The 16,176-nt window shown below is 62.0% G+C and carries 14 protein-coding genes and 3 tRNA genes; 7 read left to right on the forward strand and 10 right to left on the reverse strand.

What is annotated here, in order from left to right; genetic code table 11:
* Positions 1-36 precede the first annotated feature (36 nt).
* The gene (locus ON14_RS06755; RefSeq protein WP_010204047.1) at positions 37-1,407 is read right to left on the reverse strand and encodes a peptidoglycan DD-metalloendopeptidase family protein; all 1,371 of its coding nucleotides are present in this window, start codon (positions 1,405-1,407) and stop codon (positions 37-39) included.
* 264 nt (positions 1,408-1,671) lie between these two features.
* Complete coding sequence (locus ON14_RS06760) at positions 1,672-2,946, reverse strand: M23 family metallopeptidase (RefSeq protein WP_010204049.1); 1,275 nt, start codon at positions 2,944-2,946, stop codon at positions 1,672-1,674.
* A 189-nt stretch (positions 2,947-3,135) separates the two neighbouring features.
* On the opposite strand from ON14_RS06760, the gene ON14_RS06765 reads away from it, so the two are divergent.
* The 3 genes from ON14_RS06765 to ON14_RS06775 all read left to right on the forward strand — a co-directional run bounded on the left by ON14_RS06765 (position 3,136) and on the right by ON14_RS06775 (position 3,461).
* A tRNA-Glu gene (locus tag ON14_RS06765) sits at positions 3,136-3,211 on the forward strand.
* A 25-nt stretch (positions 3,212-3,236) separates the two neighbouring features.
* Positions 3,237-3,310, forward strand: a tRNA-Asp gene (locus ON14_RS06770).
* Positions 3,311-3,388: 78 nt separating this feature from the next.
* Positions 3,389-3,461 (forward strand) — tRNA-Phe (locus ON14_RS06775).
* A 340-nt stretch (positions 3,462-3,801) separates the two neighbouring features.
* Here the strand turns inward: ON14_RS06775 and ypfJ are convergent.
* Entirely contained in the window at positions 3,802-4,683 is an 882-nt protein-coding gene (ypfJ, locus tag ON14_RS06780) for a KPN_02809 family neutral zinc metallopeptidase (RefSeq protein WP_010204050.1), read from the reverse strand.
* Positions 4,684-4,745: 62 nt separating this feature from the next.
* Between ypfJ and ON14_RS16315 the strand changes: the two genes are divergently transcribed.
* The 3 genes from ON14_RS16315 (at position 4,746) to ON14_RS06790 (ending at position 7,414) form a co-directional block, all read left to right on the forward strand.
* Complete coding sequence (locus ON14_RS16315; RefSeq protein WP_272943379.1) at positions 4,746-4,880, forward strand: hypothetical protein; 135 nt, start codon at positions 4,746-4,748, stop codon at positions 4,878-4,880.
* Positions 4,881-4,991: 111 nt separating this feature from the next.
* Complete coding sequence (locus ON14_RS06785) at positions 4,992-5,786, forward strand: tryptophan-rich sensory protein (protein WP_010204051.1); 795 nt, start codon at positions 4,992-4,994, stop codon at positions 5,784-5,786.
* On the forward strand, positions 5,786-7,414 hold the full coding sequence (locus ON14_RS06790) for an MFS transporter (protein ID WP_010204052.1): 1,629 nt from the start codon (positions 5,786-5,788) through the stop codon (positions 7,412-7,414). Before ON14_RS06785 ends, ON14_RS06790 begins: the two co-directional genes overlap by 1 nt.
* Positions 7,415-7,540: 126 nt before the next feature.
* On the opposite strand, the gene ON14_RS06795 is transcribed toward ON14_RS06790, so the two are convergent.
* Positions 7,541-9,667, reverse strand: a complete 2,127-nt coding sequence (locus ON14_RS06795) for an acyl-CoA dehydrogenase family protein (RefSeq protein ID WP_010204053.1) — start codon at positions 9,665-9,667, stop codon at positions 7,541-7,543.
* A 230-nt stretch (positions 9,668-9,897) separates the two neighbouring features.
* Here ON14_RS06795 and trxA point away from each other — a divergent pair, with 230 nt between their 5' ends.
* Positions 9,898-10,299 carry a thioredoxin gene (gene trxA / locus ON14_RS06800; RefSeq protein ID WP_010204054.1) on the forward strand — a complete coding sequence of 134 codons (402 nt, stop codon included), beginning with the start codon at positions 9,898-9,900 and terminating at the stop codon, positions 10,297-10,299.
* 112 nt (positions 10,300-10,411) lie between these two features.
* Here trxA and ON14_RS06805 read toward each other — a convergent pair whose 3' ends face one another.
* The 6 genes from ON14_RS06805 to ON14_RS06830 all read right to left on the reverse strand — a co-directional run bounded on the left by ON14_RS06805 (position 10,412) and on the right by ON14_RS06830 (position 16,055).
* The gene (locus tag ON14_RS06805) at positions 10,412-11,422 is read right to left on the reverse strand and encodes an iron-siderophore ABC transporter substrate-binding protein (RefSeq protein WP_010204055.1); all 1,011 of its coding nucleotides are present in this window, start codon (positions 11,420-11,422) and stop codon (positions 10,412-10,414) included.
* A gap of 131 nt (positions 11,423-11,553) precedes the next feature.
* A complete protein-coding gene (locus ON14_RS06810; protein ID WP_010204056.1) occupies positions 11,554-12,384 on the reverse strand; it encodes an ABC transporter ATP-binding protein in 831 nt (276 codons plus the stop codon).
* The gene (locus ON14_RS06815) at positions 12,381-13,442 is read right to left on the reverse strand and encodes a FecCD family ABC transporter permease (RefSeq protein ID WP_010204057.1); all 1,062 of its coding nucleotides are present in this window, start codon (positions 13,440-13,442) and stop codon (positions 12,381-12,383) included. The genes ON14_RS06810 and ON14_RS06815 overlap by 4 nt, the downstream gene beginning before the upstream one ends.
* The gene (locus ON14_RS06820; protein ID WP_010204058.1) at positions 13,439-14,476 is read right to left on the reverse strand and encodes a FecCD family ABC transporter permease; all 1,038 of its coding nucleotides are present in this window, start codon (positions 14,474-14,476) and stop codon (positions 13,439-13,441) included. Before ON14_RS06820 ends, ON14_RS06815 begins: the two co-directional genes overlap by 4 nt.
* Positions 14,477-14,497: 21 nt before the next feature.
* Complete coding sequence (locus ON14_RS06825; RefSeq protein WP_010204059.1) at positions 14,498-15,451, reverse strand: siderophore-interacting protein; 954 nt, start codon at positions 15,449-15,451, stop codon at positions 14,498-14,500.
* A 64-nt stretch (positions 15,452-15,515) separates the two neighbouring features.
* Positions 15,516-16,055, reverse strand: a complete 540-nt coding sequence (locus ON14_RS06830) for a helix-turn-helix domain-containing protein (RefSeq protein ID WP_010204060.1) — start codon at positions 16,053-16,055, stop codon at positions 15,516-15,518.
* Between the last annotated feature and the right edge of the window lie 121 nt (positions 16,056-16,176).

Here is a 16,176-nt window from a genome sequence, read left to right on the forward strand (position 1 = left end):
CAATGGCGGATGCTCCAGAGCATCCGCCATTGGCGTTTAAGAGTGAATCGCGCCCGCCCCGATCGGGCAGATTCGAGATAGGTCGGAGTTAGCCGAGGCCGACGCCCTTGCCCGACATGAACGACACCGGGTTCGTGGTGTCCCAACCGTTGGGGCGACCTCGAAGTGGAGGTGGCATCCGCTGGAGTTTCCCGTCGAGCCGACACTGGCAATTCTGGTCCCGACACCCACACTCTGACCGTACGAGACGTTGATACCGCCGTCAATGATGTGACCGTAGGCGGTGCGCACTCCACCAGCGTGTTCGATGATGATGTAGTTGCCGTAGCCGCCATTCCAGCCATAGCCGGCGTACACGACGGTTCCGCTTGAGGCCGCGTAGATCGGCGATCCACAGCCAGCGCCGATGTCGGTTCCCTTATGGAAGCTTGAGCCGTAATTCGAGCTGTACCCGTAAACCGAGGTGATGTAGCCATAAGCCGGCTTCGTCCAGCCATTGGCGGTCGAGGAGCCCGACCCGCCATTGGACCCACCGTTTTGAGCTGCGGCAGCGGCAGCGGCGGCAGCTGCAGCACGTTCCGCGGCAGCGGCAGCTGCTGCGGCAGCAGCACGTTCCGCTTCACGCTGCACGACCCCAGCTCGGTAGTCAGCTTCGGTGATGACGCGCTCGGCGGTGAGGGCAGCGAGCTGTGCATCGAACTCGGCTTTGCGCTCCTGCTGCTCGGCCACCGCGTTCTCCGCCGCCGCCGCCGCTGCCTGAGCTTCCTCAAACGCTTTCTCGGCCGCGATCTTCAAAACTTCCAACTCTGCCCGGGCCACTTCTGCGGCATCCGACAGCGACTGAGCGGTGTTTCGCGCCTGTACTGCGCGATCGAAGAGGGCCGAAGTCTGCTGGGAGATCTTCGACGACATGCCCAAGTTGTAGAGCAGGGCGTCGGCATCTTGGGAATTGGCGAGGAGGCTTGTGGTGACGTCTCCGCCACCGGCACGCACGAGACGCGACGCTAGTTCAGCGATTCGCTTTTCAGCGTCGTCCGCTTCGGTGCTTGCAACATCCGCTTGCTCTTGCAGAGTTTGGGTCTGCGCGGACTTCGCTTGGTACTTGGTATCGACTTCTTGCCACAGGTTGCCTTTTTCTTCGGCATCCTTTTGAGTGGCGACGGCCTGAGCTTCGAGTTGAATCAACGCGGCCCTGATGCGCTCAACTACCTTCTGGGTCGCCGCCTCGTTGTTGCGCGCTTGAGTTACTTCGGCCCAGGTGGGGTACTCATCGGCGAACGCCGCCTGGCTGGTTCCCGCAACAACGCTGACACCGACCACAAGGCTGAGTGCCGCGACGAAACCGACTGCCCGGAAATATAGTGAGCGACGCTTGTGCTGTGCTGCGGTCCCCCGACTCGCATGCATGACCTTCAATTGTTCCCCTAAACATTGTTGAGCGCCGACTAATGGCCACTAGTCACACGAATAACATTGACCACACTAACAACATGCGGCCCAAAAGTCTCAACCTTGCATTGAATGCGTTTTTCGGTCGGTTCACCGCAGAGTGATGCGGATCTCCCCAGCCAGACGCGGGGTACCCGAGCGCCAGATAAGAACGTGGGTCTGATTCGCGAGGATTTCCTCGGCCGCAGCGATCCCCCAGGGGTTCCGCTTAGGCCTGAGGCCTTAGCCGAGTTGAATACCTTGGCCCGCCATGAACGGCACCGGGTTCGTCGTGTCCCAACCGTTGGGGCGCACTTCAAAGTGAAGATGGCAACCGGTGGAATTGCCCGTCGAGCCCACGCTGGCAATCTTGGTCCCGACCGAGACACCTTGGCCAGAGGAAACCTGAATTCCGCCGTCGACGATGTGCCCATATGCGGTACGCACTCCACCAGCGTGCTCGATGATGATGTAGTTTCCGTAGCCCCCATTCCAGCCATAGCCGGCATAGACCACGGTTCCACTCGACGCCGCGTAGATGCCAGCCCCACAACCAGCGCCGAGATCAGTTCCCTTGTGGAAGCTGGAACCGTAGTTAGAGCTGTAGCCGTATACCGAAGTGATATACCCACCGGCCGGGCGAGCCCAGCCACTCAGACTAATTTCCCCTGCGTCCAAGTTTGGCACCTGGGCTGCCGCAGCCGCAGCCGCGCGGGCCGCTTCACGTTCGCGCACCCCAGCCAAATAACTTGCTTCGGTTGCCTCACGCGCAGAAGTCAACGCAGCGAGCTGTTCGTCGAACTCGATCTTGCGCTCCTGTTGCTCCGCGAGAGCTTCTTCTGCGGCCTGGGCTGCAGCCTGAGCTACGGCGAAAGCATCTTCAGCGGCAATTTTGAGAACCTCAAGTTCAGCCCGGGCAACCTCAGCGGCATCACTCAGCGACTGCGCCGTGTTGCGAGCCTGAACGGCACGATCGAACAGAGCGGATGTCTGCTGAGAAATCTTCGACGACATCCCCAAGTTGTAGAGCAATGAGTCTGCGTCTTGGGAGTTAGCCAAAAGGTTGGTGGTCACGTCGCCGCCACCGGCGCGCACGAGCCGCGCGGCAAGCTCGCTAATGCGCTTTTCCGCTTCATCGGCTTCGGCGCTTGCGGCATCCGCTTGCTCCTGCAGGGTGGCGGTCTGAGTGGCCTTAGCTTGGTACTTCGTATCAGCTTCTTGCCACAGGTTGCCTTTCTCTTCGGCCTCTTTCTGGGCGGCCGCGGCGTCAGCCTCAAGCTGAACAAGTGCCGCCGTGATGCGCTCTATCACCAGTTTGGTCGCAGCCTCATTGTTGCGGGCTTCGGTGACGTCGCTCCACGTGGGGTAGTCATCGGCGAATGCAGCCTGGCTCGTGCCCCCAACCACGCTGACGCCGACAACGAGACTGAGCAAGGCGGCGAAACCAATTACGCGGAAAACGAGGGAGCGCAACGCTCGGGTTGCCGTGGTTCTGCGACTCGCATGCATGACCTTCATTGTTCCCCTTGGCATTAAAGTCTCAACCACTTACTGAACGTAGTATCAGACACCTCGAAAGTCGGGTACATTTAAGCCTGTTGGAAAAAGCGGTTCGAGAAATATCAAGCAGTTTGCTTCTCAGTTTGGTAAATCACGAAACGCACCGTATGCTTTTCCCTCGGTAGCTAAGAAGTTCTGTGACTTCGAGGCCCCATCGTTTAGTGGCCTAGGACACCGCCCTTTCACGGCGGCAGCACGGGTTCGAATCCCGTTGGGGTCACCAGACACACCACAGAATTAAATAGCTAGGCCCTGTAGCGCAGTTGGTTAGCGCGCCGCCCTGTCACGGCGGAGGTCGCCGGTTCAAGTCCGGTCAGGGTCGCAAACAGAAAGCCTCTTCGCAAGGAGGGGCTTTTTCTGTAGCAAGGGGAAACCTTTGCGAGTAAGAGGAAACTCTTACGGCTCTGTAGCTCAGTTGGTAGAGCGCACGACTGAAAATTGTGAGGTCACGGGATCGACGCCCGTCGGAGCCACTTGACCCTTTCCCGGGCTTCTACCGGGCGAGGGTCATTTTTTTGCCCTCTGGCTGCGTATCTTCTCCAGCGGGCCCCGGCACACCCGCCTCGCCCGGCACGCCCGCCTCGCCCAGCACGCCCGGCACGCCCGCCTCGCAAATCCTCCCTCATGGCGCATAACTCGCGGCTCGCGGCTCGCGGCTCGTCTTCTGGGAAATTCAGGAGATTTGAGCGCCGTGGAGTTGTGACGTCCCAGTTCATGGGGATCGCGCAGCGCTGAGGCGAGAATCTCCTGAGTTTCCGAGGGTTGCAGGGAGCTTGCCGGCACGAAGTGACTCCGCACCGGCTAGGGCAACGGCTACGGAGTCGCGACCTCGAAGGTGTTGCACACATTCGGGCCACCATTGAGCCCCGTCATGAACCACTCTTGACGCTTCTCGCTCGACCCATGCGTCCATGACTCCGGCGTGACCTGCCCCTGAGTGGCCTCCTGAATACGGTCGTCGCCGACCGCAGATGCCGCACTCAGTGCATCCTGAATTTGCGCCTCCGTCACGGGATCCAGGAAGACAACACCGTCATCGTTAGTGATGGTGGATGCCGCCCCCACCCATGCGCCGGCGAAGCAGTCTGCCTGCAGCTCTAAACGCACTGAGTCTGACGACGGACCAGTGGACTGCCGGTCGAGACCTTCCATGATCCCTGTCGAATTTTGGATGTGGTGACCCCACTCGTGGGCGACGACATACATCTCGGCGAGTGGTCCACCCGTCGAGCCGAATCGGCTGCGGAGGTCATCATAAAAAGCAGTGTCGACGTAGATGAGCTCATCGGCTGGGCAGTAGAACGGTCCGGTAGCACTGCTAGCGCCGCCGCATCCGGTGCCCACCTGACCGGTAAAGAGCACAACGTTAGTGGTGCGGTAGACCTGACCGAGTGCTGGAAGCTCGCTCTCCCAATACGTATCGAGAGAGTCAGCTGCGGCCGCAATCCGGCAATCGATGCTGCTGTTGGCGGCCTCGCCCGTGTCACACCCCGACAGCGGCTCTCCCTGCTGCTGCTCGCCACCGCCCGTGGCACCACCGTCAACGAACCCCGTCAGATCGACTCCGAGAATTTGGGAGACGATGATGAGGCCAATGACCAGCAAGCTTCCGCCGCCGCCAACAGCGATGCCAGTATTGCGGCCTCGACGCGAGACCTTGTTTGGATTGATTCGAGCGTTGTCGTTGAACGTCATAGTGAGAATTTACTACTGGCATCCGCGCCCCACGCGGCCAGACGCTCCGGTATCCTTAGGGAATGAACGCCATCTCTGTTGTCACCTTTCTCGGCAAGCTCGCACTCATCACAACGGGCGTGGTTGTTGCTCTCACCGGTCTCGCTCTGTTGCTGAACCTTGTCGTGCCGAGCCTGCTCTCCGGCTTCACTAGCTAAAAAAGCTCCGCTGCGCGCTCAGCATTCCTGAGCGGCACACAATTTTCAGCGATTCTTCGGTCAACTCCGTCTCAGGAGTTCTAGGCTTACAGCCAACCGAGGGAGATCGTGATGCGGGAATCCAGAGATGTTGTTAGGCAAATTACTGTCGCTGCGAGCGCGACGTTCGCTCTGATCGGAGCATTCGTAGGGTCGGGCGCCTACGGCGGCACCCCGGTGCAAGATGTTGCGGGAGGCGCCCTCAGCGCCGACGCCACCGTCATCGCCCCGGCCGGTTCCGCATTCACCATCTGGAGCATCATCTACTTCGGCCTCGTGGCGTACGCCGTGTGGCAGATGTTGCCGAAACAGACCAGCACCGAACTGCATCGCCGCGTTGGCTACTGGGTTGCGGCATCCCTCGTGCTCAATGCCGCCTGGATTCTCTCCATCCAATTCGACATGCTTGCCCTTAGCGTTCCCGTGATCATCCTGCTGCTCATCGTGCTCATTCGGGCCTATCTGATTACGGTGCGACTGCCTGCCGCCGGAGCGATCGACGCAATCATCACCGATGGCACCGTCGGTCTCTACCTAGGTTGGGTCTGCGTCGCGACCGCCGCCAACATTGCGGCGTGGCTTAATGCCATTGAGTTCGACGGGTTCGGCATCTCTCAAGATGTGTGGGGCGTTGCCGTTGTTTTCGTCGCCGGTGCCGTCGGAATTGCCCTCGCCGCACGCGGACGCACGCACTTCGCCCCGTCGCTCTCGCTGAGCTGGGGGCTGGCGTGGGTTGCCGTTGCGCGCCTCAGCGGTGATCTAATTTCCCAGCCCACCGCTGTTGCCGCACTCATTGCGGTTGCCGCGATCCTTGTGAGTGCCGCCGTCTTCGCTATTGCACGACTTCGCGCCGAACAGACCGCCTAGTGAACGTCGCCCGCGCCTCACGCAAGCGCTGGTTGGGCCTTCTCTTCATCAGCATTGCCGTCGCGCTCATCATCGTTGACTCCACCATTGTCAACGTCGCGATCCCCTCCGTTGTCGAAGAACTTGATCTCAATTCGACTCAGGTTCAGTGGGTACAAGAGAGCTACACGCTCGTCTTCGCCTCGCTGCTTCTTGTCTTCGGTACTCTCGCTGACCGCTATGGCCGCCGACGAGTGCTCCTCATCGGTGTCGCGATCTTCGCGCTCTCGTCGATCCTCGCCGCGACGGCGGCGACCGGCGAATTACTGATCGCCTCGCGGCTGGTGCAGGGCATCGGCGGGGCGATGATCTTGCCCGCCTCACTCTCTACGATCAATGCCACCTTCCGCGGGCGTGAACGCGCTATCGCCTTCGCTGTCTGGGGTTCAACGATCGGCGGGATGGCTGCCGTCGGTCCCCTGCTTGGCGGCTGGCTCACCACCTACTACTCCTGGCGTTGGGCTTTCGGCATCAACGTTCCCCTCGGCGTAATCATCGTCATCGGCATCCTGATCTTCACGATCGAATCGAAGGAGCCTTCAGCTCAGCGACGAGTGGATGTTGTCGGCGCCGCCCTCTCGGTCGTGCTGTTCGCGTCGCTCGTTTTCGCCCTCATCGAGGGCCGCAGTTATGGCTGGTTCTTCAGCGACCTCCCGCCCGCCTTCTGGACCTGGAATGTCTCGCCCATCCCGTTCGTGTTCGCTCTCGCGATCTTGACGGGAATCCTCTTTGTGCGGTGGGGTTTCGCTCGCGAACGCGCAGGCAAGTCGACGATGCTCGCCTTTGGGCTGCTGCGCATTGCGTCATTCCGCAACGGCAATATCGCCGCAATGATTGTCTCGCTTGGTGAGTTCGGCATCATCCTGTCACTGCCGTTGTGGCTGCAGAACGTGCTCGGCTACGACGCCCTGCAGACGGGTTTCGTCATCCTTGCGCTAGCTATTGGTTCATTCGTGGCGAGTGGATTCGCGGGAGCCTTTGGCAACAAGGTCACCCCGGTCACGATCGTGCGATTCGGTATCGGTGCCGAGATTGTCGGCGTACTGATCGTCGCGTTCAACTTGAGCCCGGATGCCGCGTGGTGGAACATCGCCCCGGGGCTCTTCGTCTACGGCTTCGGCGTCGGGCTCGCGACGGCTCAACTCACGAGCGTTGTGCTGAGGGATGTGCCGCTCAGCCAGTCCGGTCAGGGCTCGGGAACTCAGAGCACTGCTCGCCAAGTCGGCTCAGCCCTCGGCATCGCCATCCTGGGAACCGTACTCTTCGCGAGCCTCGGCAGCGGCCTCAACGCGAAACTCGAGACCCGCACCGAAATCCCCGATTCTGCGCGCACCGCGATCGTTCACCTCGTCGTTGACTCGGCAGGCACCGGCATCAGCACCCTCGACACCAAGTACCCGGACGCCGCAGCCGACGCCCGTCAAGCCTTCACCAACTCGACGCGGTATTCCGCCTTCGCGGCCGCCGGGTTCCTAGCGATCGGATTTATCGCCAGCCTCCGTCTAGACGGCTCACGCCGTGGTGACGACGACACGGAGGACGCTGGCGGCAACCAATCGGACGCGTTATCGGGGAAACCAGCCGACTAGACCTAACTGACGAAGCGGGGATGGTGCGAGCATTCGCGCGGTCAGCAGTCGACGACAGCTCACAAACAGAACAGGCTGCCGCCCCACACTGTGCGGGGCGGCAGCCTGTTCTGTAGATCAGCGCTGTTAGCGGCGCTTCGTCTTTTTCAAGTCCTTCTCGTGCACGGGCTCTTCGCCCGAAGCACGGCGCGCGGCGTAGTAGTCGCGTGCTTCGTTCTGGCGCTTCGCTTCAATGCCGGAGGCAATCGGTGCCCGCACCAGCTCGTCGGTCAGACCGAACGCGGCTACGAGATCCAGAGCCTGCGGACGCAAGCGCGGCAGCAGACGGTCATCGATGTAGTCGGTGATGGCCTGCGCGCGGTTGGTGGAGATCCGACCGTGCATGAGGTACCAGGCGAGGTTCTTCTCGATGAGCGAGAAGCCGAAGAGGTCACGCAACCAGGTCATGACCTGAGCAGTGTCCTTATCTTCGATCTTCTCGATAGCGCGAGTGAACGCCTCCCACTGCAGCAGCTCACCGTGCGCGTACGCAGTCAGGATGAGCTGGTTCTGGTGACTATTGAAGAGAGCGGCAGCCTCAGCCTGCGGAAGCTTGCTCGCCGGACGCAACTTGCTCGCGACATCCGCCACCATCGTTTCAACACGATCAGTGAGCAACTGGCGCTGCGAGTCGGTGTCGCGAACGTAGCCAATCGAGCGGGCGGTGGAACCGAAGTCCACGACGTTCTGCGCGAAGCGGCGAAGACCCGTGCGGTTGACGGCAGCCTCGCTAACCTGATCGGCAACGTAGTGAGCCATGGCGCCAACATCCGCCCCCGCAAACTTGCGCGAGTAGTCGGTGAGCAAGCGTTTTGCCACCAGTTGGAGGAGCACGTTGTTGTCGCCCTCGAAGGTGACGTACACGTCCAGGTCGGCGCGCATCTGCGTGAGACGGTTCTCGGCCATAAAGCCAGAACCACCACAGGCCTCGCGAGACTCCTGCAGAATGTCGAGCGCAGCCCAGGTGCTGAGCGGCTTGAGCGCCGCCGCGATCGTTTCGAGGTCTTGACGGTCAGCATCGGTGTCGGTGCGGCCCGAGAAAACGCCGTCGAACTTGTCGAGGAACTCCTCGTGCGCGAACGACATCGCGTAGGTCTGAGCCAGGCGCGGCAGCAGTCGACGCTGGTGACGCTGGTAGTCCAGAATCACTTCTTCGTTCGTGTTGCTGGCCGCCGTGAACTGGCGACGCTCCGCGCCGTACTTGATCGCGATGTTGAGGGCCAGCTTGCTCGCGAGCACTGCGGCACCATCAAGCGAAACACGCCCCTGAACGAGCGTGCCGAGCATCGTGAAGAAGCGACGACCGGGGCTGTCGATGTCGGAAGCGTAGTCACCGTTCTCGTCAACGTTGCCGTAGCGGTTGAGGAGGTTGGTGCGAGGAACGCGAACGTGGTCGAAGTGAAGGCGACCGTTGTCGATACCGTTCAGACCACCCTTGAGGCCGTCATCTTCGGTCGAGATTCCGGGAAGTGTTCCGTTGTCGTCGCGCAGCGGAACGTAGAACGCGTGAACGCCGTGGTTGACATCTTTCGTGATCAGCTGCGCAAAAACAGTTGCCGCCTTGCCGTGGAGCGCGGCGTTGCCGAGGTATTCCTTCCACGCCGCGCGGAACGGGGTGTTGATGACGAACTCATCGGTGTCGGGGTCGTAGGTCGCCGTCGTGGCGATGCTCGCGACATCCGATCCGTGTCCGATCTCGGTCATCGCGAACGCGCCGGGAGTCTTGAGGCTCATGATGTCGGGCAGCCACTTGTCGTGGTGCTCCTTGGTACCGAGGTGCACCACGGCGGAACCGAAGAGGCCCCATTGCACGCCCGACTTGATCTGCAGCGACGGGTCAGCGAGCACGGTCTCTTCGAACGCGGCAATGTTTCCGCCGTGATTGTCGTCGCCGCCGAGGTCAACCGGGAATGCCCGGTGAACCGCGTTGTTGTCGACCAGCAGTGAGAGCTGGTGCAGAACTCGCTCGCGGTGGTCTTCCATCGAGAGTCCATCAACGCGGTGGAACTCGGGGTTCGACATCAGCGTGCGGGACTCTTTGCGCTCCTTCGCCCACTTGCCCAAAAGGTACTCGCCCAACCATTCGACATCGATGGCGGGGGTTTCGGGGGCAACCGCTGTTGTCGCAGCAGGGGCGGAACTTGCGGCCTTGTTGGCGGGGGTGGATGACTCCGGCGCCGACTCGGTCGCCGTGTGGTCGTGAACCTGGGTCATGGCTATCTCGATTCGTCAAAGTTCGGTAATCACACGCTACGACCGGTGCGCGCGGGGGCCAAGTGGGTCGTGCACCGTCAACCAAGTGGATGCCCACCCGCAGCGTCCCTTTGTAAGAAACCGCAAAACAGCCGCCGTAGCGTTGTGGGATGTACTGTGCTCGGGCGTGGAATGGGAGGAGGGAATCTTTGTTCAGGAGACGTTGTTGGCCTCCGTGAAAGGATGTAACTATGTCGACTATCACTCTCACCTCAGAAGACTTTGGCCAGACGGTCACCAAAGAAGGAATCACGCTCGTAGACTTTTGGGCCGAATGGTGCGGCCCCTGTAAGCAGTTCGGGCCCATCTTTGAAACCGCCAGCGAAACCCACCCCGACATCACGTTCGGAAAAGTAGACACCGAAGCTCAGCAAGAACTTGCTGGCGCCGCAGGTATCACGTCTATCCCCACCCTCATGGCATTCCGTGACGGCGTGCTCGTGTTCTCCCAGCCCGGAGCACTCCCGGCACCCGCTCTTGAGCAGGTCATCGAGGGCGTCAAGAACCTCGACATGGTTGAGGTTCACAAGCAGGTTGCTGAACAGCAGGCTGCAGCAGAAGCTGGCGAAGTGCCAGCAGAACCCGCCAACTAGTTAGTTAGCTGGCACGCAACTCCCGCAGACCACAAAAGGCCCCGCCGACGTTTTCGTCGGCGGGGCCTTTTTCTGTGTTGCGTGACGCGATGCGATTCGCGCTCTGTTGCGGCTAGTTCAGCGCACGAGCAATCGCATCGACAAAGTCGTCGATTCCCCACGGCAGCGAGAGCGCCGTGGGTGGCGAGACCGAAGCGACGAGTGATGCACCGTTGACGGCGACCAGTCCGCCATTAGCCACAGCGGGGATGCTCTGAGCGTAGGGCTGCGTGGCGAAAGTGTCGCCCACTTCTTGAGTCTCGGCGTAGGCAATCAGTAGATCGCTGTCGAGCTCATCGAGCTTCTCGTAGCTCAGTGTGTAGAAGAAGGTGGAGTCGCCGTTCGCGAGAGCATCGACCGCGGGAGCGTTCTCGAGGCCGAGGTCGAGGAGGAACTCCACTCGGGGGTCGGCGGGCTTGTAGACGTAGAAGGTTCCGCCGACATCGAAGGTCGCAGCAATGGTCTTGCCTTCGAACTCGGGGTGCTCGGCTGCCTTTTCGGCAACGAGAGCGTCAATGTTGGCGAGCACCTCATCCGCAGCATCCGCCTTACCGAGCGCTGCACCTGTGGTGCTGATGACGTCGCGCCAGGGCGTGCTCCACGGCAGCTCGGGGTAGGCGACGACCGGCGCAATCTCGCTGAGCAGGTCGTACTGTTCTTCGGTGATTCCCGAGTACGTCGCGAGGATCAGGTCAGGGGCAGCTTCTGCGATCTGCTCGTAGGCCGGAGCATCCGTAGTGGCAGGGAAGATTATCGGGTCATCGCCACCGAGCTCGGTGAGAGCATCCGCAGCCCACGGCAGAACGCCGTTCTCGTCGCCACCATAGTTCTGAGCCTCCATGCCGACGGGCACGACCCCGAGAGCCAGAACGGCATCGCCGCTGCCCCATCCCAAGGTGAGAACGCGTTGCGGCTCGGACTCGATAACGGTCTCACCAAAGGCGTGCTCGATGGTGACTGGGAAAGCGTCGGACGCTGCGGTGGCACCGGCATCGCCTTCAGAGCTCGAGGTGGCGCAACCGCTCAGCGCAATGAGGGCAGCAGTGGCCGCAGCGAAGACGGCAAGGCGGGGACGGCGTGACATTGATCTCCTAGACAGAACGCGAAATGAAAACACTCGTGCAGCCGTTTCCGGTGCATAGTAAGGATAGGCTTACCTTACTCAATTGCGCAAGCCTAATACCTGCGTATGAGCCTCGGATCCACGGAGGGGAGCTAGGCGCGCCCAATAGGGATGACCATGGGCGAATGCGACACCGGGTCGGCGATGATCTGCGCCTCGAGTCCGAAGGCTTCGCGCATCCGCTCGGCGGTGACGACCTGGGCGGGCGCACCCTCGGCGAGAATCTTCCCCTCCCCCATCAACACCATGTGATCGGCATAGCGCGCAGCCAAATTCAATTCGTGCAACACCATGACGATGGTGGTTCCACGCTCGCGGTTGAGGTCGGCCAACACATCAAGAGCATCGAGTTGGTGACGCACATCCAAGAACGTGGTCGGCTCGTCGAGCAGCAGAATGTCTGGATCCTGGCTTAACGCCATCGCAATCCATACCCGTTGCCGCTGCCCTCCCGAGAGCTCCTCGATGCGCCGCGATGCCAACTGGGCCGTGTCCGTCGCGGCCAGCGCCAGCTCGACCGCCGCGTCATCCGCCGGCGACCACTGCTGAAACCAGCCCTGATGCGGGTAGCGCCCGCGGGCGACCAAATCGCGAACGGTGATGCCCTCTGGGGCTATCGGCGACTGCGGCAAGATACCGACAACCTTCGCCACCTCTTTCGACGCCACCGAATGGATGTCTCGCCCATCGAGCATCACATGACCAGAGGCTGGTCGCAGCAACCGCGACAGTCCACGCAGCAGTGTCGACTTGCCGCAGGCATTGGCCCCGACAATCACGGTGATCTTGCCGTCCGGAATCGCCAAGCTCACGTTCGACACAATGTCGCGGCCGCCGTAGTTGAGTGTCACATTGTCGGCGCGCAGCTCGTGCGCGGGCCGGGCTGGTGTGATGGCGGACGGCTGATCGGGGCGCTGCTTCACGATGCACGTCCTTCGCGGTTGGTGGTGGAGATGAGCCACAGCAGGTAGGGTGCGCCCACGATTCCGGTGACAATGCCGGTGGGCACTTGGGTTCCGGTGGTGAGGAGGTGCTGCGCGACGAAGTCAGCGCCAAGTACGAGAACAATCGCGACGAGAGCGCTCGGCACCAGCGCGAGGCCTCCCCCGCGCATCAGGCGCCGAGCGATCGGTGCGGAGACGAACGCGACAAAGGCGAGCGGTCCGACGAGGGCTGTCGCGATGGCCACGAGAGCAACCGCGACCACGATGAGGGCTAGCCGCGAGCGCTGAACTGAGACGCCGAGACCGGCGGCAAGATCATCGCCGAGCTGCAGCATCCGGAGCTTGGAGGCAAGCAAGAAAACGGCAGGAAGCAGCACGGCGAGAGAGACGGCAATGATGAGGATGTCGCCCCAGCTGGCACCGCCAAGCCCACCGACCATCCAGACGAGGGCTTGCTGCGCATCGCGCACGTCACCCCGAGTGATGAGGTAACCGATCACGGATTGCGCCATGAAAGCGATGCCGACGCCGATGAGTACGAAGCGCATGCCGTTCATGCCCGAGCGCCACGACAGCAGATAGATCGTGAACGCGACAACGAGCGCACCCATGAGTGCGGAGAGGGAGACGATGACACCTGTTGCGCCGAACACGAGCAGGCTCAGCACGGCAGCCACACTGGCACCGCCGCTGATGCCGATGATGTCGGGGCTCGCGAGCGCATTGCGCAGGAGACTTTGGAAGAGCGCGCCCGAGAGCCCGAACGCCACGGCGACGAGCACCGCGAGCAGCACGCGCGGAAGCCGCAACTTGAAGACGATGAACTGATCAGACGACGTGCCGCCACCGAACAGCGTCGCGAGCAGATCGGGCAGCGTAAGCGTATATGCCCCAACCGCAATACTGACGAGCGCGAGAGCCACAGCGAGGACAACGAGCCCGATAATGATGCGCAGAGTACGAGCCGGCAGTGGGTTTCGGGAGGCTCGGCCGTCGCGCTCGCCAGCTCTCGCGGTTCGACCCCGCAGCGCGCTCACAGCCCGGCCAACTTCACTCGGCGCACAAGGGCGATCATGACGGGGGCACCGATGATGGCCACGACGAGCCCTGCTTCGAGTTCCGAGGGTGAGACGACGAGGCGGCCAACAATGTCGGCGATGAGCAAGAGGCTCGGGCCGACGATCGCAGAGACCGCGATGATCCAGCGGTAGTCCGGGCCGGTAAAGGGGCGCACGATGTGTGGGACCACGAGGCCGACAAAGACGATCGGGCCAGCGAGCGCAGTGGCCGATCCACAGAGCAGCACGACGGCTCCGGCGGCGACCGCCCGAGCAACGTACACCCGCTGACCGAGGCCACGAGCGAGGTCATCTCCGAGGGCGACGAGGTTGAGCATCCGCCCCGAAATGATGGCGAGGATCGCGCCCGCGACGACGAAACCAATTGTGAGGCGCGCGGCTTCGAGATCGCGGCTCGCGAGGGACCCGACCGACCAGAAGCGGAAGGTGTTGAGGGTGTCGGTGTCGGAGATCAAAACCAGAGAGATCACGGAGGTGATGCCGGCGGTGACGGCGGTTCCGGCGAGTACAAGCTTGACCGGGGTGGCCCCTTCGCGGCCCAGGGAGCCGATCGCGTAGACGATGCTCGCGGCCGCCGCAGCTCCTGCGAAGGCGAACCAGATGTAGCCGGTGGGATTCGTGATCGAGAGCACACTGATCGCGAAGACAACCGCGAGTGAGGCGCCGGCGTTAACGCCGAGGAGCCCGGGGTCGGCAAGCGGGTTGCGGGTGACGCCCTGCATGACGGCTCCAGCGACGCCGAGAGACAGCCCGGCGAGCAGGCCGACGATCGTGCGCGGCAATCGCAGTTCACGGATCACGAGTTGGTCGTTGTTGCCCGCCTCGGGATCAAAGAGTGCTTGCCAGATTTGCGAAAACTCAACGCCGCGAGCACCGAGCGCGAGACTCAGCACGAGCACAATCGCGAGTAACACGAAGGCTGCACCGAGGGTGATCCAACGCTGGGTACGGAGGCTCAGCGTCGTGCGCGAAACCGGAGCAGTCTGGGTCATGGGCGGGTGCGGCAGTGGGGCCTATTGCGCTTCGGACTTGCCAAGACGCCAGTACCCCATGAACGCAACCTGCTTACGGTCAACACCGGTCTCGCTCACAAGAAAACGGCGAAGCAGTTTGATCACGCACGCCTCGGCGGCAAGCCAGGCGTAGAAGTGGGTTCCGGATGCTTCACCTGGCGAATCCCAGAGGAGCTCCGTATCGACGTCGATGTCGCCGAGCGGTTGTGCGGTCGGCGCGAGCGCGGGCAACACGAGTGACGCGTTGGCTTGCGTCCACGCCCGCACGGCGGGGTCGAGCACAGAGCCTGCGGGCTGCTCGCCGCGCGGGAGCCACGTGACGTGGCAATTGCTCGAGAGGTTCAGCGGCGGCTGGTCTGCGGCATCCGGAATCTCGACGAAGGCATGAGCTTGAACGCTGGGGTCAAGGCGCTCGAGGATGCTGCAGATGGCAGGCGCGGATGTTTCGTCACCGGCAAGCAGCACGGTGCGCGCGGGACCGGGATGCCAGTCAATGCCGATGCCGGATTGGATACTCGCCGCATCGGGACCGACGATGATGACGCCGTCACCGGCCGCTGCGTTCGCGAGCCACTGCCCTGCAGGGCCATTGGCGCCATGGAAGACCATGTCGACGTCGATCTCGCGGAGCTCGGGACGCACGGCACGAATCGTGTAAGTGCGGAACGGGTTGCGCGCCTCGTCGGGCAGCGCGCGCCAGCGGGCGTACCAGGTGCCCTCGGCGATGGTCTGCGGATCGTTCGCGCCGATGTCGCTCAGTCCAATGCCCGGCAGCGGAAAAACGATCTTGATTCGCTGGTCGAAACCATCGGTGCCGAAGGCCTCAAACTCGGTGCCCGTGAAGGTGACGCGCCTAAAGTGAGGCGAAAGTTCGCGGATGCTTTCTACCCGTGCTGCGAATGGTCGATAGCCCGGGCGGGCGTCCTTCACGATCTCGCGCTCTAAGGTAAGCATTGCCTAAGTATGGCATACCTAACCTGAAGCGAAAAGGGGCGGTTTTCTAGAATTTCTCGCCCCGCTACGGACTTGTTGATGCTTCTGCCGCTCGCTGCGGCCCAGCGGCCAGCGTAGCTTCGCGACGCTTCTGCCGGCGTCGATCGCGCTTGCTACGCGAGAGCGGAAACTTAGCGTCAAGGTGCGGATCGAGATACAGCCGTTGGAGTGCAATAAGGATGAGTACTCCACCAGCCCAATAGGCCGGGATGATCGCCGAGCCCAGCTGACCGCCCGTTGCGCCGAGTAGCGTAACCACCACACCAACGCCGATGAAGAGGAACAGCCAGCCACTACGGATCCTGTCGCGCGCAGTCTGCTGATCCTGAACCCTCGATTCAAAAGAGTCAACGCGGCCGTTGAGCTCATCGCTCTCAATCGTCGCGAAAAGATCCCGAACTGGCACCCCTAATGCGTCCGCGACAAGCGACAGAGTTTCAAGGCTCGCGTCGCTTCCTGCCTCAAGCCGCTGGATGGTTCGAATCCCAACGCCACACTCGTCGGCGAGTTTCTCTTGGGTCCAGCCGCGCTCTCTGCGGAGGGCGACTATGCGCGTTTCATTCATGTGACCAATACTCCTTGACCTGATGGATGCTGGCTACGCCACTCTCCCGCCAGTCTCGCGCCACCCATCCGCCAGCAGCACGCCAGCCACACGACACGTTGCCACCAATGGCCCGACAACA

The organism is Salinibacterium sp. PAMC 21357 (genome assembly GCF_000247645.1).
In the GTDB taxonomy this organism is placed as follows: domain Bacteria; phylum Actinomycetota; class Actinomycetes; order Actinomycetales; family Microbacteriaceae; genus Rhodoglobus.